At 62.9% G+C, this 20,533-nt stretch carries 15 protein-coding genes and 1 pseudogene; 3 read left to right on the forward strand and 13 right to left on the reverse strand.

The window, feature by feature from the left end:
- Positions 1–61: 61 nt before the first annotated feature.
- From tssI to X756_RS156780, 3 genes are read left to right on the forward strand one after another with little or no spacing between them, the layout of a single operon-like run.
- Complete coding sequence (tssI, locus tag X756_RS156790; RefSeq protein WP_023729238.1) at positions 62–2,395, forward strand: type VI secretion system tip protein TssI/VgrG; 2,334 nt, start codon at positions 62–64, stop codon at positions 2,393–2,395.
- Positions 2,396–2,404: 9 nt separating this feature from the next.
- Entirely contained in the window at positions 2,405–2,833 is a 429-nt protein-coding gene (locus X756_RS156785) for a DUF6484 domain-containing protein (RefSeq protein WP_023729239.1), read from the forward strand.
- A 2-nt stretch (positions 2,834–2,835) separates the two neighbouring features.
- Positions 2,836–3,912: a HEAT repeat domain-containing protein gene (locus X756_RS156780; RefSeq protein WP_245264465.1), complete on the forward strand. Its 1,077-nt coding sequence runs from the start codon at positions 2,836–2,838 to the stop codon at positions 3,910–3,912.
- 21 nt (positions 3,913–3,933) lie between these two features.
- Here X756_RS156780 and X756_RS0133875 read toward each other — a convergent pair whose 3' ends face one another.
- The 13 genes and pseudogenes from X756_RS0133875 to tssF all read right to left on the reverse strand — a co-directional run bounded on the left by X756_RS0133875 (position 3,934) and on the right by tssF (position 20,530).
- Positions 3,934–4,578 carry a hypothetical protein gene (locus X756_RS0133875; RefSeq protein ID WP_156941350.1) on the reverse strand — a complete coding sequence of 215 codons (645 nt, stop codon included), beginning with the start codon at positions 4,576–4,578 and terminating at the stop codon, positions 3,934–3,936.
- A gap of 108 nt (positions 4,579–4,686) precedes the next feature.
- On the reverse strand, positions 4,687–5,607 hold the full coding sequence (locus tag X756_RS1000000166610) for a type VI immunity family protein (protein WP_023729241.1): 921 nt from the start codon (positions 5,605–5,607) through the stop codon (positions 4,687–4,689).
- Complete coding sequence (locus tag X756_RS1000000169750; RefSeq protein ID WP_023729242.1) at positions 5,607–6,587, reverse strand: DUF4150 domain-containing protein; 981 nt, start codon at positions 6,585–6,587, stop codon at positions 5,607–5,609. The genes X756_RS1000000166610 and X756_RS1000000169750 overlap by 1 nt, the downstream gene beginning before the upstream one ends.
- Entirely contained in the window at positions 6,587–7,645 is a 1,059-nt protein-coding gene (locus tag X756_RS156775) for a beta-ketoacyl synthase N-terminal-like domain-containing protein (RefSeq protein ID WP_023729243.1), read from the reverse strand. Before X756_RS156775 ends, X756_RS1000000169750 begins: the two co-directional genes overlap by 1 nt.
- Positions 7,642–8,700, reverse strand: coding sequence for a DUF2169 domain-containing protein (locus X756_RS156770; protein WP_023729244.1), 1,059 nt, complete (start codon positions 8,698–8,700; stop codon positions 7,642–7,644). Before X756_RS156770 ends, X756_RS156775 begins: the two co-directional genes overlap by 4 nt.
- Before the next feature lie 117 nt (positions 8,701–8,817).
- On the reverse strand, positions 8,818–9,360 hold the full coding sequence (tagF, locus tag X756_RS156765) for a type VI secretion system-associated protein TagF (protein ID WP_023729245.1): 543 nt from the start codon (positions 9,358–9,360) through the stop codon (positions 8,818–8,820).
- Positions 9,342–12,878, reverse strand: a complete 3,537-nt coding sequence (tssM, locus tag X756_RS156760; protein WP_023729246.1) for a type VI secretion system membrane subunit TssM — start codon at positions 12,876–12,878, stop codon at positions 9,342–9,344. Before tssM ends, tagF begins: the two co-directional genes overlap by 19 nt.
- Before the next feature lies 1 nt (position 12,879).
- Complete coding sequence (gene icmH, locus X756_RS156755; RefSeq protein ID WP_023729247.1) at positions 12,880–14,205, reverse strand: type IVB secretion system protein IcmH/DotU; 1,326 nt, start codon at positions 14,203–14,205, stop codon at positions 12,880–12,882.
- Positions 14,206–14,209: 4 nt separating this feature from the next.
- Positions 14,210–15,554, reverse strand: a pseudogene (gene tssK / locus X756_RS01000000165330) (type VI secretion system baseplate subunit TssK).
- A 160-nt stretch (positions 15,555–15,714) separates the two neighbouring features.
- Positions 15,715–16,167, reverse strand: coding sequence for a type VI secretion system lipoprotein TssJ (gene tssJ, locus X756_RS156750; RefSeq protein ID WP_023687030.1), 453 nt, complete (start codon positions 16,165–16,167; stop codon positions 15,715–15,717).
- 3 nt (positions 16,168–16,170) lie between these two features.
- Complete coding sequence (gene tagH / locus X756_RS156745; RefSeq protein WP_023729248.1) at positions 16,171–17,652, reverse strand: type VI secretion system-associated FHA domain protein TagH; 1,482 nt, start codon at positions 17,650–17,652, stop codon at positions 16,171–16,173.
- Positions 17,649–18,692, reverse strand: a complete 1,044-nt coding sequence (tssG, locus tag X756_RS156740; protein WP_023673712.1) for a type VI secretion system baseplate subunit TssG — start codon at positions 18,690–18,692, stop codon at positions 17,649–17,651. Before tssG ends, tagH begins: the two co-directional genes overlap by 4 nt.
- The gene (gene tssF, locus X756_RS156735; RefSeq protein WP_023729249.1) at positions 18,656–20,530 is read right to left on the reverse strand and encodes a type VI secretion system baseplate subunit TssF; all 1,875 of its coding nucleotides are present in this window, start codon (positions 20,528–20,530) and stop codon (positions 18,656–18,658) included. The genes tssG and tssF overlap by 37 nt, the downstream gene beginning before the upstream one ends.
- Positions 20,531–20,533 lie beyond the last annotated feature (3 nt).

Consider the following 20,533-nt stretch of genomic DNA (forward strand, 5'->3'; position numbering starts at 1 on the left):
GGTCGTTAACACAAGAAGGGCTTCGAACCTGCCACACTAGCGCTCAGGAGGGGCACGACCCATGCCGAGTGAACAACGCGCCGCGCTTGTGCAGACGCCGGTCGGCGCCGAACTGTTGACTTTCACGCATCTCGTCGGCCGCGACGAGATCAGCCGCTGCCTTGCCTACACCGTTGGATTTGTTTCGACCAATGCCGATATCGACCCGCTGAAGATGCTGGGCGGCGCCGTTTCGATCGAAGGCGAGGCCGACCCCAAGCGCTGGTTCAGCGGCCTCATCGCCGAGTTTCGCCTTACCCGCATCGAAGATCGGCTGGCTCACTACGAGGCGGTCGTCAGGCCGTGGCTGTGGTTCCTCGGCAATACCACCGACTGCCGCATTTTCCAGGACAAGACTGCCGTCGAGATCGTGGAGGAGATCTTCTCCAAATATGGCGGCATCGCCAAGTTCGAGAAGCGCTTGCAAGGCTCCTATCCGCCGCGCGAATATTGCGTGCAGTACGACGAGAGCGACCTCGATTTCGTGCAGCGGCTGCTCGAGCATGAAGGCATAATGTACTTCTTCGAGCATGCCGAGGGCGAGCACACGCTGATCCTGGCCGACGCCATGAGCAAGCTCAAGCCGGCGCCGGGCTATGAGACGGTGCTATATCAGTTCGAAGGGCAGGGCTCGCGCCGCGACGTCGAATACATCACCGACTGGATTCCAGGCAGCGCGGTGCGCCCCGGCGCCTATGCCCACACCGATTATGACTTCGAAAAACCCGCCGCCGATTTGATGGCGAAGTCGGAGCAGCCCTTCGGCCACAAGCAGGCCGCGGGCGAGAACTATCGCCACCCCGGCGCGCATCTGGAAGTCGGGCGCGGCGACAGCCTGGCGGCGATCAGGCGCGAAGAAATCCAGGCGCCACACCTGCGCATTGCCGCCGTCGGCACGGTGCGCGGCCTGTTTTCCGGCTGCACCTTCAAGCTCGACGGCTTTCCGCGCGACGACCAGAACAAGGACTATCTGGTGCTCAGCGCCGAGTACCGGCTGTTCGATCCGGGCTATCGCGCCGGCGTCGACACCGATGGCGAGAATTTCAAGGTGGTGCTCGGTGTGGCGCCGACCTCAGTTGCTTATCGGCCGCCGCGCATCACGCCAAGGCCGATCATGCGCGGGCCGCAGACGGCGACCGTGGTCGGTCCGTCCGGCGAGGAGATCTTCACCGACAAATATGCCAGGGTGAAGGTGCAGTTCCACTGGGACCGCCTCGGCAAGAAGGACCAGAAGAGCTCCTGCTTCGTGCGGGTGTCGCAGACCTGGGCCGGCAGCGGCTGGGGCTTCATCCAGATCCCGCGCATCGGCCAGGAAGTTATCGTCGATTTCATCGAAGGCAATCCGGACCTGCCGATCATCACCGGCCGGGTCTACAACGCCTCGCAGATGCCGCCCTACGGACTGCCTGGCAACGCCACGCAGTCCGGCTGGAAGTCCAACTCGTCGAAGGGCGGTGGCGGCTACAACGAACTGATGTTCGAGGACAAGGCCGGCTCGGAGCTGGTCAACTTCCAGGCGCAGAAGGACCACCACCTTCTGATCAAGAATGATCGCCAGAAGCTGGTCCAGCACGACCAGTCCGACCGCATCGACCACGACGCCAAGCACTCCGTCGGCCACAACCTCGACGAGGACGTCGGCAACAACAAGACGGTCAAGGTCGGTGTCGACCAGACCACCGATATCGGGTCGAACGACACCGAGACGGTGGGCAAGAACCGCTCACTGACGGTGGGGGTCGATGAAACGATCAACATCGGCTCGAACTCGACCGAGACGATCGGCGCCAATCACACACAGACGGTTGCGATCGTCCAGACGGTGACGGTCGGCGCGGCGCGGGTCGACAGCGTCGGTGCGGCGGAGACCAGGACCGTCGGTGCCGTCCAGACTAACACCATCGGCGCTTCGCGCTCGGTGACGGTTGGTGCAGGGCAGAGCCACAGCATCGGCGCAAAGGACAGCTGGCAGATCGCTTCCGACCAGAGCGTGTCGATAGGCGGCGGCCACACCGAGAGCATCGCGAAGGATCAAGGCTCGACGGTCGGCGGTGGACGCACCGCTTCGGTGGGCAAGGACGATTCGACATCCGTGGCGGGCGCGCATTCGCTTTCCGTTGGCAAAGACAGTGCCATTTCGGTCACTGGCAATGGCACCATCAAAATCGGCAAGAAGCTGGTCATCGACGCGGGCGACGAGATACTGATCCAGACTGGGTCAGCAAAAATTATGATGAAAAAAGATGGCACGATCGCGATCGAAGGCAAGGATATCTCGGTCAAGGCGTCGGGCAAGATCAGCATCAAGGCTTCCAGCGACATCACCATGAAGGGCTCGAAGATAAGCGAGAATTGAGGTCCAACGATGAGTGACGTTCGTGAACGCATTGACGGTGTGGTGATAGGAATCTTTCTCGGTTTCGATGATGATGCATCACCGCTGGTGGTGTTCCCCGGTAACCCGGAAGAGACAGCCTTACCCGCGCGAAGCCTGTCCGAGCTGACAGCCGACATGATCGGCTCCGAAGTGGCCTTGCTGTTTCAGGAAGGTGACGCGATGAAGCCGCTGATCGTCGGCCGCATCGTCGAGCCGGCGCGCAAGACCGGTGCGCCGCAAATCGTGCGCGACGGCGAGCGCGTTCGCGTCATCGGCGAGGAGCGTATCGAACTGCGTTGTGGCAAGGCGACGATCATCATGGAAAAGGACGGCCGCATCACCATTCGCGGCACTTACGTCACCAGCCAGGCGAGCGCCGCCAATCGTATCCGCGGCGGTTCGATCGACCTGAACTGATGATGGCCGCGACCCGCAGTCAAAATTTGAAAGGCGCGCCGGAACGGCCAATCGTTCCTGACATCGTCAGGCAGCACGCCGAGCAGGCCGCCTTCTTCTGGGCGCAGCGCGACACGCTGATGATGGACGATCCGCCGGACCTTCATGTGGTCGCCGGCGTCGACCGGCGCATGGAAGCCAACCTCGATGGTTTGCGCATCGCCGGCCCGGCCGCCTGGCCGTTCGTCGTCGCGGCCTATGAAGACTTCCCCGAAAAGGGCGAACTGTTCCTCTACGCATGGATGGCGATCGAGCAGCGCGACGGCGGCCGTCTGGCAGAGGCTGTCGAGCTCGGCCGAAAAAGCCAGGACGATGCACGTGGGTTGGTCGGCGCGCTGGCTTGGCACAAGCCGCAAACCATCGCCGCGGAGGTGCGGGACTGGATCGGCGCGCAGGATGCGTTCAAGCGATTTCTCGGCGTGTCGGCCTGCCTCGGGCACGGCGTCGATCCCAAGCAGATGCTGACGCGGCTTGTGCGCGATCCGGATGCGCGTGTGCGCTCCGCCGGCCTGCGCCTCGCCGGCAAGCTGAAACGCAAAGACCTTGCCCCGGATCTACGGACGGCGCTGGAGGATGCTGAAGAGCAGCCGCGCTTCTGGGCCGCATGGGCGCTGGCCGAACTCGGCTCCGGCGACCTCGCCAGTCCCGCGCTGCGCAAGGTGGCGGTTAGCGGCGGCCCCGACGCAATGACGGCGTTGCGTGCGGCGGTCAAAGCGGCGCCCGACAAGGATGTACGGGCCTGGATGGGAGGATTGCTCAAATCGCCTGAAACCGCGCCGTTGGCCGTGCGCGGCGCCGGCATGCTGAGTGACCGCGCAGTCCTGCACTGGCTGATCCACCAGATGCGCGCACCGGCGCTGGCCGTGCCGGCGGGCGCCGCGTTTCTGGAGCTGTTTCCCGAGGCGCGCGCGGCGGATCTCTTCACCGCCGAACCGAGCCAAATTGGCCAGGCTTTCGAGGATCATTTCGGAGATGACAGTGCTAGAGTTCCGATATCGGACAAGGTGAAAGAGTGGGGTCAACTCTGCAATCTGCTGTAAAAATATTACACGCGACGGATTCTATCGGCTGATAGTAACTTCCTTGATTCGAAATATATTGTGATGAAGCCATTCAAAGATATTCAACAGGCTGTCCAGAGCTTCCATCTGTGTTCGGAATCGATCGACGTACCAAATTAGGCTATCGGGCTCTATATCGATATCTTCCCCCGGGAAAACTCCAGATGCTGACGGCTCGAAAGTGTCGCTGGAAAATGCACCGCGGTGTGTTGCCATGAACCAGATATCAACTACATCTACAAATTGTTTAAGTATATCATCACTAGCTAAGCCGTCTAGATCGACCTCTATATCGAACTCGTCGGATATTTCATCGATCCTTTGATTAAAAGATAATTTTGGAAATGTGCTCGGGAATTCAACAAATGACGCGTCCTTAACTAATTGTTCAGGAGGCCATAGAATGAAAGCCGATCTGAGAGAAGACACCTTGATGTGAAACCAGTGAAGCATGTTTACAAGTATAAAGTGCGATGAAGGGTCAACAATAAGATTTTGTAAGGAGCATTGTGCGGAACGTTGTGAAAGCGTAACTCTCCATGTCAGTCCTTGAAAAGCGCCAGGGTAAATTGAGTCTCCAGATAGGCCCCCGTGATCTGCCAAGTTGGCGAAAACAGAGAGAACATCGTTGTTAAGAGAGTTCATGGCGAATTCCGTTGGAATATCCGTGAATTCGACAATTACGTTCAACTCGCGAGGGGACGAGTTCGGGGAAAACGAAACGGGAAATGGCCGATCCATATCTTTAAGCGCTCAATTGTTTAATGAATCGAAGCGACTAAGCCACCGTTCGGCAAAGTCTGGAATGCTCGGTCCAACGTTGGCCACCTCGATTCTGGCTGGCTTTGTCACCGTGGCAAGCTGAACCATAGGCTCAATGTCTTTCATCCCTCGGTTTACGTCGCCAGCAACAGGCTTTTCCGACGACTGTATCAGAAGGCCGCCATTGATTTCCGTGACCTTGAGAGAAGCTGCGAGGGCGCGTCGCAAGCCGTCGCTTCCACCAAGTTTCCTCATGATATTCGGACCAAGCAAAGTTATCCAAGAAACATTGTAAACATGACCTCGCGCCCAAAGTCTTACCGCGTCTTCTGGCACATCGAATCCTACAAAGCGCATCGCCTTGGATGCGATAAAGGCGAAGGCTTGGTCAGTGAACGTCATAAAGAGGTGCTTAAACGCGTACCCACAATAGCCAGAATCCGGCATTCTGAATCGTATAAGTTGCTCAACGAAGCTGGCTAGCCTCGCCGCTTGTGGTTCCTCAGCGTAATAAAGTGGAAATTCCAGGTGAAGGACATTAGTCGAACGATCGAAAAAGGGGTCGTTGAGTGGCCCCGCCTTATAATGCGCTCCGAATTCTCCAACGTTTGAATTCGGTTCTTGACCGAAATGAAACTCAGCAAAGTTGCCCTTCTTGACCCTTCTAAGATTCTCAAGGGTAGAGCTGAAGACCTTAGATTTCGCGGATTTCCAAGCGCCGTCCGTGGCCAGGTAGGAATTCAAGTAGTTCGGTTTGATGAAGTCCATATAGGCTTCAAGTATCCGTGCAACGTCAGCGCTGATTTCAGAAGCTGGTTCTGCGTAAAAAAGGCATATCGAAAGCCCCGGGCGTACCGCCAGATAATCTCCGGAACGCATGGTAACTACATGATTCAACTGGTCGAGGTTCATCACTTGCACATCTCGCTTGTGAGCAAAAGTGGTGGGTTGGTGACCGGTGGTTTCTGTTTCGCTCCGAGTTCAACAGTCCTGGTGCGCTGATCGGCCTTTTTCATGACGCCTTTCTTATTAAATTTTGCCGGGGTCCAAGTCTGCGGGGTTGTTCCTTCAGATAGGCCCCTTGGAGCTCCGGTCGCCTTGGCATAGGCAACCGGCGTGCCTTTCGGACATTGAAATTTGTACTCGGTAAATCGATCAACTTTCCCATTAGCATCGAGAATTGCCCCATCTGGAAAGATCTTTCCAGACAGCCATCTGCGATGTTGCCAGAACGGCACATTAGGTGGGCACTGACGGGAAACGTTCGGAATATGGTCGCCTGTCTCCACACTGTAGCATTCCTCGGCCTGTAATTTCGGTGTTTTCCCTTGCGCATTATGCAAACGGCACCCGGCATCCACACAGGAATGCTTCTGCTCTCCGAGTTCAGGACAAGTAGCCTTCCTAGATCGACCGGCATCGACATCGTCAATGTGTTTGTGGCACTCGCAAACAATGTCAAGGAGTGCCTGTCCGCCAGGTGGAAGAGGGTCAAGATCGCCAGCTAAATTGACCGTATTCTTGTCATTGTGGAACTTCTTATCTGTATGCCGGCAGGCATTCTTGCCGTCCATCTTCACGTCGAACGAGTAGGTAATCCAGTCCGTCGCCTTCTTGAAGACGTTGGACTTCACGCCACCGACCGTGCCTGGCTCGTCGCCTGAACTCATCCCATACTGCGAGCCCTTGACGGCGATCATCTTGCCGCCCTTGGCGAAGACGGTTGTCGTTCCGTCCTTCAGTGTGCTTTGCGTCGCGATATTGGGATAGGGCAGGGGGATCGGTCCACCGGGGCTGGGTGTCTTGCAGACGTCCGGGATCGTCGCTATCGAGAGGCCGATAGTGCCTTTGTAGGTTAGCCCGAGGCCGTTGACCGTGATGTGGCTTGGCATCAGGCAACCTTTCTCGGTCCACCGAGCAAGACACCTGCCCGGGCGCCATTTTCGGAGCTTGCCCAGATCAGTGACAGCGGGCCAGGTTGATAACCGCGCGCTTCGGCTTCCGTGATCAGGCTGACGAACAGCGGCCCCGACGCTGCGCCGACGTCGCCCCAGCAATCGGCGGGCGTCTCGAAATCGGCGGCATCCTTGAAACGGCCGGGATTACGGATGACCGCGAACCCATATTCATTGCCGCGATAGCGCTCACCGTTCATGTCGCAGATGATGCGGTCGACCTTGTCGATCGGCGCATCCTGGAAAAGAAAACGGAAGGCTGCGCCGAGACCTTCGCCCAATACGACCGTCTCGGTCTTGATCCTGTTCTCTTCACTCGCGATCGAGGAGCCGACGACTTCCAGCAACGGGTGAAGCCTGTGGGCACGCGCCACGGCAAGCGTCGTGAGCAGAGTGAAGCCCGCCGCCTCGCCTGGGCAAAGGCCATAGATGTTGCCTTCGGAATGAAGCTGCTCGTTCTCGTCAAGCCATTCCAAAGTTTCCGGTTCGAGATAAGTATCGACGCCGCCGGCGAGGCAGAATTTGGTCCTGCCTTCACGCAACGACTTGCAAGCGTGGTAGATCGCTATCAGGCCCCCGGCATGGCCGCCCGCGGTAGAGCCACCGCCTTCCAGAACGACATGCTGAGCCAACCGCTTGCGCAGTCGCATATCGACTTGCGCGGCGAAGCCATCAGGCTGGCCAGGCCGGGGCTCACCGGTGGACAGGATCAACGTAACCTCGGCTGAGTGGCCCAATTCCAAAAACGGCCGTAGCGCGTCAAGGGCCGGGAATACTGCTAGCTCGACGGCCCGGTCAGGTCCACGCAGACCATCATCGAGGCCGATGTCACGAGTGACCTTCATCCGCTCGCCGAACCGGTCGATCATGTAGGGATGGTCCTGAATGGCAGAGATACCGGCGCGGACAGCCGCCGCGCTCGAGGCCGTGTCGAAACCCAGCGGCGTGCGGGCTCCTACACCGACCACGACGATCGTATCTCTTTTGGTCGTCATTCTCTTTCTTTCGCCTGCCAGACGCCTGTCGCCGCGATTGTTGGCGAAAATCCGGTACGCCTTCTGATGCGCAGATTCGTGGTGTTCAGGCGCTCCTCGTCGTAAGGCACCGGCAGGGTCGACATCCAGGTGATCGAGAACTGCCTGAGATCGGGCTTGATGCGCAGCGTGTGGATGATGGCTTCGCCGTTCTTGCGGTCCGGGCGATTGTAAAACTCGGTCGTCATATCGAACGTGATGCGCGGCAAGAGAAACTGCAGGAAGCCATCGGCGGTGAGATTGCCGAGCCGCACATCTTCGTAGCCGATGAGCGGAGCCCTGGTCTGCTGATCCTCCGGTGCGCATTGATAATACATGCGGCTGAAATCGCTGGGCAAAAGTGGATCGCGCGTCTTTTCCCACTCCGCGCCATAAGTGCCGGCGTGTTTCATGCGCGGCTGCCAGTGCCGCGCCACCGGACCGAAACCGGCCGGCTTGCCGCTTCTATGATCGCGATAAGGCGCGTCGGCATATTCGAAGTTAGGCCCCGTCTTGCTGATCAGCCGCTGCGGATCTACAGCAAATCCGATGCCGACCGGATTGCGCTGGTCCCAGTCCGGTTTCGGGGCCTCTATATCGGTGCCGCCATAGGTCCGGCGCCAGCTGATCGGCATTTTGGTGAAGGGTTCGGCCCGGCTCATCCGCACCGACACCGCGCCGGGCAGGAAGACGCGGTCGCCCACCACATGGACGGTCTTGTCGACGTCGCCGACTTTTATGCGCGCCGCACTTCCGACGCCCGGACGACCACCGGGCGTATACACATGTCCCTCGACCAGAATGTCGGTGTGCTTCTTCTCCAGATTGAGATCCGTCTCGTCGAGAAGCTCATTCGGATCCGCGCCATAGACGGGCGCCAAATTGACCGGCGTCTGCTCCTTCAACAGCCGCTGTTTGCCGTCGGCATCGATCTCGAACGACGCCTTGATCGCAATCAGCCAGACCTCGTGCCCGCGCTCGTCACGCGTCCAGCTTTCCTGGGCGGCGAATGGCGTATGGTTGGACAATATCCACATTCGAAACCACACATCCTTACACGGTGATAAAACAGCGGGCCCTTGGCTGCGCTGGACATAATTATCGATCGGGTCTGCGTCTGTGCCGTGTTTTACACATCGTCGAATTCACCCTCATCAGCTGGTCTCCCAACTGCCGGCGAGGATTGTCTCCAGCGTCGTTTGCGGCGATTGCGGGTCGATGTCGAAAATGTCGGAATGCGCCGTCCACATCACCATGTCGGCGATCAGTTCCTCGCCCGGCTCGACCGACGGAACAGGCAGTGCCGCCAAAGCTGCATCCAGTTCGTCGGGCGTCAGTTCGCCCTGCTGGGCGGCGATGGCCGCTTCTTCTATCCCCGCAAACCATGCCTCGGCATGCGTCAGCGTGACAGGCGCTTGAGGCAGCTGGGCAACGACGCTCAGGGGGAATTTCCGGCCGACCTTGTCGGCGCTTTGCACGATGATGCCCGCCGAAGCGCCGAAGGAATTCGTGCCGGCCAGAAAGCGCAGCGCGGTGCCAGTGGCCCAGATGTCCTGGCCAAACAATGGCACCAGATGCTGCGCCAGCCAGCGGTCCCACAGCCGTACGAATTCGCCCTTCAGCCGCCGCGTCACGAAGTCGCCGGTGGCGGGCATTTTGCCGTAGAAGCCGGGCAGGATCATATCTGCGGCGGACATGAGAATTTCTTGAACATCTGGAGGTTGTAGGGATTTTCCACGCTCGCCGCCTTGAGCTTGAAGTCGGCGTACATGCCTTTCGTTCCGAGCCGCAGGCTGTAGACGTCGGACAGCGACGTGCCGGTGAAGCGGCCTGCGCGCAGCATCCTCAGCCACGCCCAGCTGCCGGTCTCGTTGAGCATGATTTCGGGCGAGCCGTCGATCGGCTGGAAGGCGAGCGAGATGACGCCGGTGCCGTCCTTGCCGGGCCAGGTCATCGGCTGCGGCCGCGTCGCATTGTTGAAGTAGACCAGGTTCTGGCCGTCGAGGTTGAGGGTGACGCGGGTGATGTTGGGCGACAGGTCGGTCGGCTCGAGCGTGAAGGCCATCACCGGGCCCTGACCGCCGGGAAAGAGATCGTCGCGGATGCGCCGCGCCTGCTCGAAGGCGGCGAGCGCCGATGGGTCGAGGCCGAAATCGGCACGCCATTTCCAAGGCTGCGCCGAGGTGTCGACATAGCCGATCAGATGGTCGTTGATGAAGCCGTCGATCATCCCTGCCGGTCCGAACAGGCGGGCGAAGTCGCGCACGTTGACGTCGACGGCACTGTCGGGGCTGAACGGATAGCGGTCGTTGAGCGCGGCCTGGCAGAAGGGCAGGATGTCGGCGCGCCAGATGGCGTTGAGCTCGGAAGCCACGGCCTTCTGCGTCAACCCGCTGGTGTCGCCGGCAATGCCGCTCAGCCAGGTGTTGACCGGGTCGGGCAGGATTTGCGCCTGGCGGGCGACGGCGCCGGTCAGTTCGGCAAGCCCGCCCTGTTTCTTGATCGCGTCCTGCGGGTCGGGATTGGCGGTCACCGTCTGCAGCACGTTGGACAGCGCCGTCAGCGCGACGACCGCGGCATCGAGCGCCGGCGGCTGGCCGTCGACCTCGGCAATCGTGCTCTTGAGCGGCTTGAAGTGTTCGGCCACCAGCGTGCCGGTCAGGTCGACTTCGCTCGCCGAGCCTGCCCGCGGCAACAGCTTGGCGCCGGTCTTGACGATCTTGCCCAGTTTGCCGAGTTTGCCCAGCAGTTTCGAGCCGCCCTTCGCCGCCGCCTTGTCGTCGGTCGGCGCCTCGTCCGAGCGGGTGAGGTCGACCTCCTGGACCACCGCCGTCAACAGCCGCTTGAGCGCGGAATCGGCGCTGGAAAGGTCCTTCAGATTCTCGCTGGCAATGTTGAGGTCGCTGAGCGGCGCCAGCCGCATGTCGCGCAGGAAACTGTCCCACTGCGCGATGTAATCGTCATAGTAGAGCTTCAGGATATCTTCCGACAGTGCCGACACCGAGGTCTCGGAATTTTCCGAGCAACCGCCGGCAAACACCGCGCGGTCGAGTGCCGCCTGGGCGGCGACATCCTCGACCCGGTCGAGGATCGCGTCGTGGAAGCCGTCATAGGTGAAGGCGCCTGATATGCCGACGCGCAGCGTCTTGTCGGAGCGTCGCGAAAATACCTTGGCGCCATTCGGCCCGGCGAAATTGGCGGGGATCCATTCCTTCAATCCGGCCACCGCCGGATCGGCCAGCAATTGCTTGTAGGCCCGCGCCGGCAGCGAGATCGTGCAGACCGTTTTCAGCGCTTCGGCGACCAGCGCCTGGTCGGGCGCGATGTAGCTGTCGTCGACCGCCATGCGCCGGATCGCGGCCAACTGGTGTTCTTCGGCATCGGCGGTCGGGAAGGGCGCGGCCGGCGCGAATTCGGGCAGGTCGTTCACCCACCAATTCTCGACGAAGTCGGAGTCCATCTGAGACAGACCGGTCATCATGCGGTAGGTCTTGAGTGCGCCCAGCATGAAGTCCGGATCGCGGATCTGCCGCCACATGGTCGCTTCCAGCAACGCCACCATGCGCGGCTCCAGCACGTTGCGCAGAGCGTGGTCATAGGTGTCGGTCTGCGCCCGCATCATCTCGGCCGAAGCCGATGGTCCGAGCAGGTCCTGTGCCTTGTTCGGAGGCGCAGTCCTGGCATTGGCGACTTCGTCCATGGCGTTGAGGGCAACGTCCATAGCCGGCTGCAGCACCGAGGCGGGCGTCGCGGCGGCCGACGTCAGCGGCGCCTGCAGTGCTTCGAACTGGCCGGCTTGCGCGGCGATGGCGTTGCGGTTGTCGTAGTAGGACCAGGTGAACAGGCCGCCGGCGAGTATGGCCGCAGCCGCGCAGGCAGCGGCGGCACCGCGCCAGATCCAGCTGCGGCGGCGCTGCGCCACAGGATCGAAGGTGCCGAGCCCGGCCTCCTTGAAGATCACCTCGGTCAAAAGGTTCTTGAGGAAGAAGCTGCGCTTCTCGAAACGCTGCGCCGGCATCGTGCGTCGTGCCGGCAGGCCGAAGGAGGAGGCGAGCGCCGCGGTCAGCCGGTCGATCGGCGCGCCTTCCTGGGTCGCCGAGGTGAGATAGAGGCCGCGCAGCCAGGCTGCCTCCTCGTAGCGGCTCTCGCCGAACATCGCCTCGACCAGCACCTGGATCGGCTCGGACAGGCTTTGCAGCTGTGCGGGAAAGCGGAAGATCTCGGCCCGTTCGGCCAGCTTGTCCTCATCCTCCAGCCGCGGCACCAGCCGCTTTTCCAGCTCCCTCGACAGCGTCGTGATTTCGCCCGCGATCGTCTTGGCGTCGACGCGTGCATCGAGCGGGAAGGTCGTCCCCCATACCTGTTCGCGCGCCGCCGTCGACAGGCCGCCGAAGAAGGCCTCGAAGCCTCTGATCAGATCGGCCTTGGTCAGCATGAGATAGACCGGCAAGCGGATCTCCAGCCGCTCCTCGAGTTCGGCCAGGCGCCTGCGGATCTTGCGGCCATGCGCCTTGACGGCTTCGTCGCCCTCGGACAGCGCGTCGATCCCAAGCGCGACGATGACGCCGTTGAGCGCACGACGGCCACGATGCTTCTTCAACAGATCGAGGAAACCCAGCCATTCCACGGCGTCGACATCGGGCTGGCTTTCCTGCTGGACATAGCGCCCGGCGGTGTCGATCATCACTGCGTTTTCGGAGAAGAACCAGTCGCAGTTGCGGGTACCGCCGATGCCCTGCAGATCGTCGGTGAGGTCGATCGGAAAGTTGAGGCCGGATTGGCGCAAGGCCGTCGTCTTGCCGGTCGCCGGGGGGCCGACGATCACATACCACGGCATCTCGCGCAGGAACTTGCGGCCGCCGAGCTTGCGGCGCTTCAACTCGACCATGACGTCCTGGAACTTGGCGCCGACCGCGGCGACGTTTTCCTCGCCCGGGCTGAGCCGCTTTTCCTCGACCGGGGCGGAAATCTCGGCGACGAACATGCGGTTGGCGCGGATCGCGCGGCGCTGCGCGACAATCAGCCAGATCAGCCAGAAGATCACCAGAAGCGCGATGATGACGATGCGCACCGTCTCCGACGCCATCGGCACATAGTCGCCGACCCGTACGATCGGGCCGAATACCCAGATGATCAGCGACAGCAGCGCCAGGCCGATCAGCGTCCACAGGAAACGCGAAGTCAGGACCGCCCAGAGGAAGCGCAGGATGAACATGTCACAGCCTCTTTTCGACCAGCACTTCGACGCGGCGGTTCAAGGCCCGCCCTTCGCGTGTGCCGTCGTCGGCCACCGGATCGGTGGCGGCCCGGCCTTCGGAGCGCACGCGCTCCTTAGGCACGCCGTTCTGGACCAGGATATCGGCAATTTCCGCGGCGCGGGCTTCAGACAGCCGCTGGTTGGTGGACAGTGGGTTGGTCTTTTGCAAGGGAACGCCGTCGGTGTGGCCGACCACGGTGATATCGCCGATCAACTCCTGATTCTCGAGGATCACCTTGGCGACCGAGGCGATGAGCGGATCGAAGCCGTCTGTCAGCTGTGCTCGCGACGACTGGAAGAGTTCGGGATTGGAGGCCTGGATGACCAGCCGCGCCAGCGACACGCTCTCCGTGCCGCTCAGCGCTCTCTTGAGCTCGTCCGGCGCCGCCGCCTGGAATTCCGGCAGCAGCGCGAAATCGACCGCCACCGGCGGCGGCGCGTCGACCTTCGGCGAAGCGCGGGTTACATCCATACGCGTCGGCGGCGGCAGTGCGCGCACCAGCGCCGAAAGCTCGACCGCCTGGCTGCTCAGGCTCATCGACAGGCCGATATGGATGGCTGTCGCGATCACCGCCGCTGCCGCAACCATCACCCAGATCGGCACGATGAAACGTTGTGGTTCATCGGACGCGATCACGCCTTTCCAGTTGGGCGACAGCGGTGCGCCTTCGCCGTCGCTGTCGCGCAGGAAACGCGCTGCAGCCACCCGCACCGCATTGAGCGAACGGTCGCCGGAGCGGCCAGGCACGCGATATTTGCCGCGGAAGCCGAGCGCCATGCAATGATACTGCAACTCCAGCATTTCGCGGTCGCGATTGGGATGGCGTTCAAGCTCTTCGAGCCGGGCGAAGAACTGCGCGCCGGCATCGACGTCGCCGCGCAGCATCACCACCAGCGGCTGGCGTGGCCACGCGCTGGCTCCGCCCCACGGCGTATTCAGCGCCAGATCATCGAGCAACGCAGCCACCAGCCACGCGGCCTGGTCGGCGCGCTCGAGCGAGGAGCCCTGCGCCATGGTGGTGTCGCGGCAGCGCACAAGTTCGTCGAGCAGCCTGGTGCGCAGGGCTTCCGGGTTCTCCGGCGGCTGCGCGTTTTCGAGTTCGGGTGCAAATTCCAGCAGCGGCGAGAACGCGTTGACGAGCACGTTCGGATGCGCGCGCGCGGAGCGTTTCGCGGTCACCCCTGACGCCGGCAGCGGCATGGCGCGCGGCGTTGGCGCTCCGCTCAGCCGAATGCGCGTCCGCTCCCGATCCTCGGACAGTCCGAATGGATCGTCCCTGCTCATCATCTCACCTGTTGACCGAGTAGCAGTCGACCTGCGGTTCGCTGGGCAGCACGCCCGAAACGCCGATCACGAAACCCGGCGCTTCGAGCAGCGAGGCCCAGTGCTCGCTTTTCTGGTCCAGTTCGAGACACAGCCGGTCGCCGTCATAGGGAATTTCGCGCGGCTGCGAATGAAGGGGCTTCAGCGGAATGCCGGNGAATGCCGGGCAGGCGTGATTTCCACAGCCCTTCGAATTCGCTGGCCGAGCCGACCGTCGCCTGGTTGACGAAAATCTTGCGCAAGGCATCCTCCGACAGTTCGGAGCCGATCCGCACCACGATGCGGCTCGCCACCAGAAGTTTCGGGTTGTCGATGCGGATCTTCCACACATTGGTGGCATGGCGCATGACCGGCAGGGCGCGCGATTTCGGCTCGATGTAGCGCAGGCTGAGGATCAGCGAGCGCAGCGCATCGGCCAGCGCCGAATAGGCGGGTCCGGGCGCCATGTGGTCGTAGACAGGCAGTTCGCCGAGCCGCCTTGCGCTCGAACCGTAGGTCGCCATCGAGCCGGCAAGGCCGGCAAGTTCCATGTAGACCTCAGCCGGATGGAAGACATCCTGCGCCAGCATGTGCGCCAGCCGCGGCCGCGCGGCGTTGACCAAATTGAGGATCAGAAGATCCTCGACGCTGCGCCCGGGGCCGCCCAGCACCATCTTGCCATGCGCCTCGGCGATCTGGTCAAGGCCGGTGACCACTTCCTGCAGCAGGCGGCTGTACCAGGACGCCGCGCCGATGACCAAGGTCGGCGGCAGGAAGGTGTCGTCCAAGGCAACGCCGCCATCGGCGCGCACGCCCTTGAGTTCGGCCACCGGCAGCGCGGTGTAGCCGCCGACGGCCGTGCCCGGCGCCAGCAACAGCGCCTGCGGCCGTGCGATCTCGATTTCCTCAGGATCGGAGCCGCCATGCACGGCGTCGCGCACCGAGACGATCCGGCCGCGATAGCGTGCGCCTGACGGCTCGGCGTGAGCCGGGTCGAAGCCGACGCCGCCGGGCGGTTCGAGCGGCAGTGCGATCAGCACTGGCCCCGCGCCCATCTCCGGCGTCACCGCCAGCGGCCGCGGCGCATCCATCGTCTCAGGGATCGCGAACGGCGTCCCGTCGGGAAAGATGCCGCGCGCCGAAAGCACCGAGATCTGGCCGGCATCGAGCTGTGCCTGATCGAGCATCAGCGTTCGAAAGCCGAACGTATGCAGATGCCCGGCCTGCAAGGCGCCGCGCACCGTCGCTTCGAAGAAGCGGTCCTGTTGCTGGAAATGCTGGGTGCGGAGGAACAGTCCCTCCGACCACAGCACCCTGTTTGCATCGCTCATGCCGACACTCTCTGCTTCCTGCTCATCGCCTCGCGCGGCTTTGCGGATTTCGCCGCCCAATGCATGTCGCTCAAAAGTGGTCACGGTTTTGAGAGAACGACATGCATAAAAACAAAGACCTAAAGCGCGTCGCCTGGATCGCGTTCAAACGCGACGCGCTTTAGGCGGAAATGCCGCCGCTGCCGAGCTTCACATTGACGGTGAACTTTGATCCCGGCGAAACCGATTTGGTCGTACGCCAGTTGCGCCCGCCGGGTTCCCTGATCAGCGCGACGAAGCCGAGTGCTGCCACTTCCGGCTCGACCGTGATGGTCTTCGATGCGGTCTTGCCGGGTCCGACGGAAATCGTGTCGGAGCCGATGAGATCGCCGCCAAGTGCGGAGCCGGCACCGCCCTGCAGGGCGAAATAGTCGGCCGAATTGAAGGCGCCGGTGCTCTTCAGCCGTAAGACCATTACCGTTACCGGCCTGTCGCCGCCGCCCGGTCCCGGGTTCATGCCGGCCCCACCGGCCAAATTGACCGTTATGACGGAGGGTTTAGGCGGGCCGCTCTGGCAAGCCGTCAGCAGTCCCGTAGCCCCGATGGCCAGAATGAATTCGCGTCTGTCGATCATGTCTCAGTCCTCCTCATATGCGTCCCTAAAATCAGCGCCGATTTCGCCCAGAAAGCGCGTCTCGGCGCTGTGAGCGATTTCACGGTGGCGTTTCTGGTACAATTCCCAGAGCTTGGCGCCGCGCCCGCCGGTCAGCAGATTGCCGATCGCCGAACTCGACTTCAGTTCCTGCTCGATCGCCGCCGGATCGAAGCGGTCGATCATGCGCTTGAGCGCGCCTTGCACGCCGCGCCAGGCACGAACGTGGTGCTGCGCCAGATCGCGCACCGCGTCCTTGATCGCCGCTTCGGCGCCGAGGAAACCGGGGCTGCGCTCGGCCAGCATGGTCACCAGAGCATCGTCGACCGAAGGCAGGAATTTGAGCGGGTTGACCTCGGACGCGCCAACCACGGTCTGGGCGACGCGGGCGTTGCCCTTCTCTTCGGCGCGCTTGCGCAAAAGTTGCATCAACCCTTCCATCATCAGCCGGTATTCGCGGCCGAACTTCTCCATGTCGGCCACCGGATCGCTGCCGGGAAAATCGGACTCGCCCATGCCCATGCCGCGCAGGAAAGCGGCGCGCAATTCCGCGTCCGCCTGTCCGGTCGACGGCCGCGCAGCAGCTTGCCGGACAGGAGCACGTGGTGGCGGTGGAGGCGGGGTTGGCGGTGGCCGCTGTGGCGATGCCTCGGCCGCGCGGACCGGCAGATCCCAGGGCGCCGGGGCAGGCGAGGGCGCATCCACTGCGCCGCCATCCGTCGCGCCTGCGTCGAGACTGGTGGACTCGGCCGGGCCAAAACCAAACCCGTCATCGTAGGCCGGCGGCTGCTCGGAACTGGATCTGCTCGGCTCTCTCGACAGCGGTGCGGAATCGAGGCCGAAGGGATCGTCGAACAGCGGCTTGCCAACACCCTTGTCGGGGGCGGTCTCGGCCACCGGCGTTGCCACAGGGTCGAGGCTGAACGGATCGTCGAACGCCTGCGAGCTGCGTTCATCGGACCGCGCACGCGCGAATGCGCCGGGCACCGGCTTTTCGAATGGATCGGGCAGGTTGGCAGGGCGTGGCCGTCCCGGCTCTTCTTCCGTGGTGGACGAAAAGAAATCGTCGCCGCCGAGGCTGACCGGCGCCCGCGACGCCGCCGGCTTGCTGGCAGGCGCTGAAGGCCTGGAGGCCGGCGCCTCGGTCTTCGCCGTCTGCAAATCGACCCACACCACATAGTCGCCCAGTCGCAGTCGCATGCCGCTTTGCAGGCGCGCGGTATTTCCCGCGCCGAGCGGGCTGGCGGCATCGTCGATGAACAACCCACTGCTGGAGGTATCGGTGACGAAATAGCCGCCCTGCTTGCTGGTGATCTTGCAGTGGGCGCGCGAGACGAACATGTCGGGATCGTTGATCTGCCAGTCGGCGTCGGCGCTGCGGCCGATTACCAGCTCGCCCTCGTCCAGCCGCGCCTGCCGCGTGACTTGCGCGCGTGGTCCCTGTTCGAGAGTCAGAAGCAGGCTCATGCCGCCACCTCTTCCCGCCAGCCGACGATGGTCCGCAACCGCATGTCGTCGGCGTCCCCCTTTTCGACCGGTCGCGCCAGCCAGGTGGTGCGGGCAAGCTGGACGGTGCCGAGCTTCGCCGGCGGCACTGCCTTTGCCGCAAGCACGATCCTGAGATCGACATCGATGGTCTCGCCGATCAGGTCGCGCACCGCCTGCTTCAACAGCTTCAGCCGCTCACCGCCCGGCAGGAAGGCCTTGTAATCGATATAGCTGAGCGCGCCGATGCGCAGCTCGATGCGGCTCTGCCGGCTGAAGCTGCGCGGGCCGATGGTGGCGCTGCGGCCGAGCGTGGCATAGCTGCCGGCAAGCCGCGTCTGCAGCGCCTTGGGGATGGTCATCCAGGCCGCGACGAACTCCTTCAGCACCACCGGCACTTTGAAGGCTTCGGCCAGGAACAGCGTCAGTCGCTCGGGGCCGTCGACTTGGGCAGCGAGCGAGGCGGCCTGGCGAAGTTTTACTGTATCGAGTTCGGCATCCTGCGTGCCCGGCAGCCCGATGCCGGCCATCGCTTCCAGCATGGAACGGACGCGGCCGCCGACACCGCGTTCGACCTGCACAGCCGGATGCGCATCCGCCCAGGCCCGATAGTAGAGCGCGATCATCCTGTGCTGCAGGATATTGACAAAATCGACGAAGGTCGTATCGCTCGTCTGCCGCGCCTCGGCGCCGGCATACCAGCGTTGCGACAGGCGATCGAGCACCCAGCGCGTCAGATGCAGTGGCATCGGCCCTTCGGGTCCGAGCAGGCCGAGATTGTTGACCGTGACGCGTGCCGGCGACTTGTCCGTCGGTTCGCGGAAATCCACCACGTCCTGCACTGCGAAGGACAGCCGCACATTCTGGCCGAGCCTTGCCGGCTCGCGGTCCGGCCGGCCGGAATGGCCGAACAGGCCGCCTTGCCGCTCCAGCCGGCGCAGCAGTTCGAAAAAGTCGAAACTCTCGGACAGGGTTGCGGCTCGCTCTAGATCAGGTAGCGATTGCCGGGCGTCATCGGCCATGGCACATCCTCCTGTTTCTGGAGCAACCGCGTGCGCGTGCGCACGAACCCGTTAATGCCGGCATGGCGGGCAAACAGCCGCGACAGCAGGCCCGACAGCAGCAGAGTGCTCTGTCCCGCCAGCACCGACTGGTCGACATGCAGCGTCACCTCCGTGCCGCGCCCAAAACACATTGGTCCTTCGATCGCCAGCCTTTCGATCACCGCGCTCGAATCGATGCGCACGATCGAGCGTACATTGCGGGCAAGCCCGGGATCGCCGCGTTCGGCATAGAGATCGAGCAGCGCATGCAGCGGATCGACGCCGCGGCCTTCCTTGGCCAGGCTGAGGAAGTTCAGCGCCAGCTGCGACACCAGCCGCCAGGCCAGGTCGTCGGCGCGCGACTCGCTGTCGGCGCCGGTCGGCAGCGCTGCCGGGATGGCCGGCTGCGGCGAACGCAGCGCGCCGAGCAGCCTGACCGATTCCACCGGGTCGCCCGCTTCCAGCGTCAGCGTTGGCGTGTCGTCGAGGATGGCAAGATCGCGGTTTGTGCACAGTGCCACGACGTCGACGCGCTTGAGCGGCCGGTTGGCCTGACTGTTGACTGGGCGCGAAACCGCCAGGAAGACGTCGTCGCCGGCATAGGAGGTCCGCGTAACGCCCTGGCGCCGCTCGTCCTCGGTCGGCCGGCGCGGCCGCCGCTCCGTTGAATAGACCCAGCCGCTGCCGCGATTTTGCCCAAGGCTGAAGAGTTCCGGTATCTCCGCGTCGGGTCCCTCGGCATCGGCGTCTTCGACGCGGATGACGCGGTAGATTTCAAAGTCGCGCGCCCGCGTGCGGTCGGCATGCAGCACCTGGCGCGTCTTGCGCTGGTCGAGCTCGACGATGTTGCACTCGCGCTCGAAGAGATTGATGATCGGGGTGGCGAAGAGATCGAAATCCGCCGGCGTCAGATCGGCGAGTTCGGGCACCGGACGCCGGAACAGGAAGATGATTTCGAGCCCGGCCTGGCATTTGCGCACGACCGGCAGCAAGCCGGTGACGCGCCCATAATGGAAGCGCTCGGGCATCATGAAATATTCGCGCAGCAGGCGGTAGCCTTCGAAGGTCGGCCGCGTGCGCGGCATCAGCGCCTCGGCATCGGCAATGCCGACCATCTCCGGCGGCGGTAGCGGCGACAATGGATTGGTCTTGCCTTCCGGTCGAGCGCCGACACCAGAGCAGACTCCGAAGATGGCGTCGAAGATCAGCGGCGCCTTGGTGCGGTTGGCGAAATAGAAGTCGAGCCGGTCGAGCGCCAGTTCGTCGAGCTTGCCTTTGCCGGTCCGCGCCAGCGTGATGCGAAGTGCCGCTTCGCCGGCCTTGCCGGCGATCGGGCCGATGCCGGCGGCGGCAAGCGCGCTGCGGTCCTGGAAATAGCCGACCGAACTGATCGCGATCGGAAACAGCGTCATGTCCTGCGCGGTGGTGAAGGTGCAGCGTGTCGACAGGCCAGCCTGCAGGCTGGAGACCAGCCGCGTGCCGCGCTTGACGACGTGGCCGGCAAGCATTGTCTGCACCTGCTGGCCGGGCTTCAGCACCACCATGGCGGTTGCCGGCACCGGCGTGACGAGATCGGGATAAAGCACGTCGAGGATGCTGCGCGAAAACCGCGAGCGCTCGGCATCCACCTTCAGGCGCGTGCGCGCGGCGAGGAAGGCGACGCCGTCGAGCAGCCGCTCGACATAGGGGTCGGGACACGGCACCGTATCCAGCGACAAATTGCGGGCAACCGCCGGATGCATGTCGGCGAACTCCGCCGCCAGCCCGCGTATGTGGGACAGTTCCTCCTCGTAATATTCTACGAAGACCCGGTCCATCTC

It is taken from the genome of Mesorhizobium sp. LNJC405B00 (assembly GCF_000502615.1).
Classification (GTDB): Bacteria; Pseudomonadota; Alphaproteobacteria; order Rhizobiales; family Rhizobiaceae; genus Mesorhizobium.

What these genes read in the sequence shown, in the direction of transcription:
- tssI (WP_023729238.1), top strand. Translation starts at nt 62, where the DNA reads ATGCCGAGTGAACAACGCGCCGCGCTTGTGCAGACGCCGGTCGGCGCC.
- X756_RS156785 (WP_023729239.1), top strand. Translation starts at nt 2,405, where the DNA reads ATGAGTGACGTTCGTGAACGCATTGACGGTGTGGTGATAGGAATCTTT.
- X756_RS156780 (WP_245264465.1), top strand. Translation starts at nt 2,836, where the DNA reads ATGGCCGCGACCCGCAGTCAAAATTTGAAAGGCGCGCCGGAACGGCCA.
- X756_RS0133875 (WP_156941350.1), bottom strand. Translation starts at nt 4,578, where the DNA reads ATGAACTCTCTTAACAACGATGTTCTCTCTGTTTTCGCCAACTTGGCA.
- X756_RS1000000166610 (WP_023729241.1), bottom strand. Translation starts at nt 5,607, where the DNA reads ATGAACCTCGACCAGTTGAATCATGTAGTTACCATGCGTTCCGGAGAT.
- X756_RS1000000169750 (WP_023729242.1), bottom strand. Translation starts at nt 6,587, where the DNA reads ATGCCAAGCCACATCACGGTCAACGGCCTCGGGCTAACCTACAAAGGC.
- X756_RS156775 (WP_023729243.1), bottom strand. Translation starts at nt 7,645, where the DNA reads ATGACGACCAAAAGAGATACGATCGTCGTGGTCGGTGTAGGAGCCCGC.
- X756_RS156770 (WP_023729244.1), bottom strand. Translation starts at nt 8,700, where the DNA reads ATGTGGATATTGTCCAACCATACGCCATTCGCCGCCCAGGAAAGCTGG.
- tagF (WP_023729245.1), bottom strand. Translation starts at nt 9,360, where the DNA reads ATGTCCGCCGCAGATATGATCCTGCCCGGCTTCTACGGCAAAATGCCC.
- tssM (WP_023729246.1), bottom strand. Translation starts at nt 12,878, where the DNA reads ATGTTCATCCTGCGCTTCCTCTGGGCGGTCCTGACTTCGCGTTTCCTG.
- icmH (WP_023729247.1), bottom strand. Translation starts at nt 14,205, where the DNA reads ATGAGCAGGGACGATCCATTCGGACTGTCCGAGGATCGGGAGCGGACG.
- tssJ (WP_023687030.1), bottom strand. Translation starts at nt 16,167, where the DNA reads ATGATCGACAGACGCGAATTCATTCTGGCCATCGGGGCTACGGGACTG.
- tagH (WP_023729248.1), bottom strand. Translation starts at nt 17,652, where the DNA reads ATGAGCCTGCTTCTGACTCTCGAACAGGGACCACGCGCGCAAGTCACG.
- tssG (WP_023673712.1), bottom strand. Translation starts at nt 18,692, where the DNA reads ATGGCCGATGACGCCCGGCAATCGCTACCTGATCTAGAGCGAGCCGCA.
- tssF (WP_023729249.1), bottom strand. Translation starts at nt 20,530, where the DNA reads ATGGACCGGGTCTTCGTAGAATATTACGAGGAGGAACTGTCCCACATA.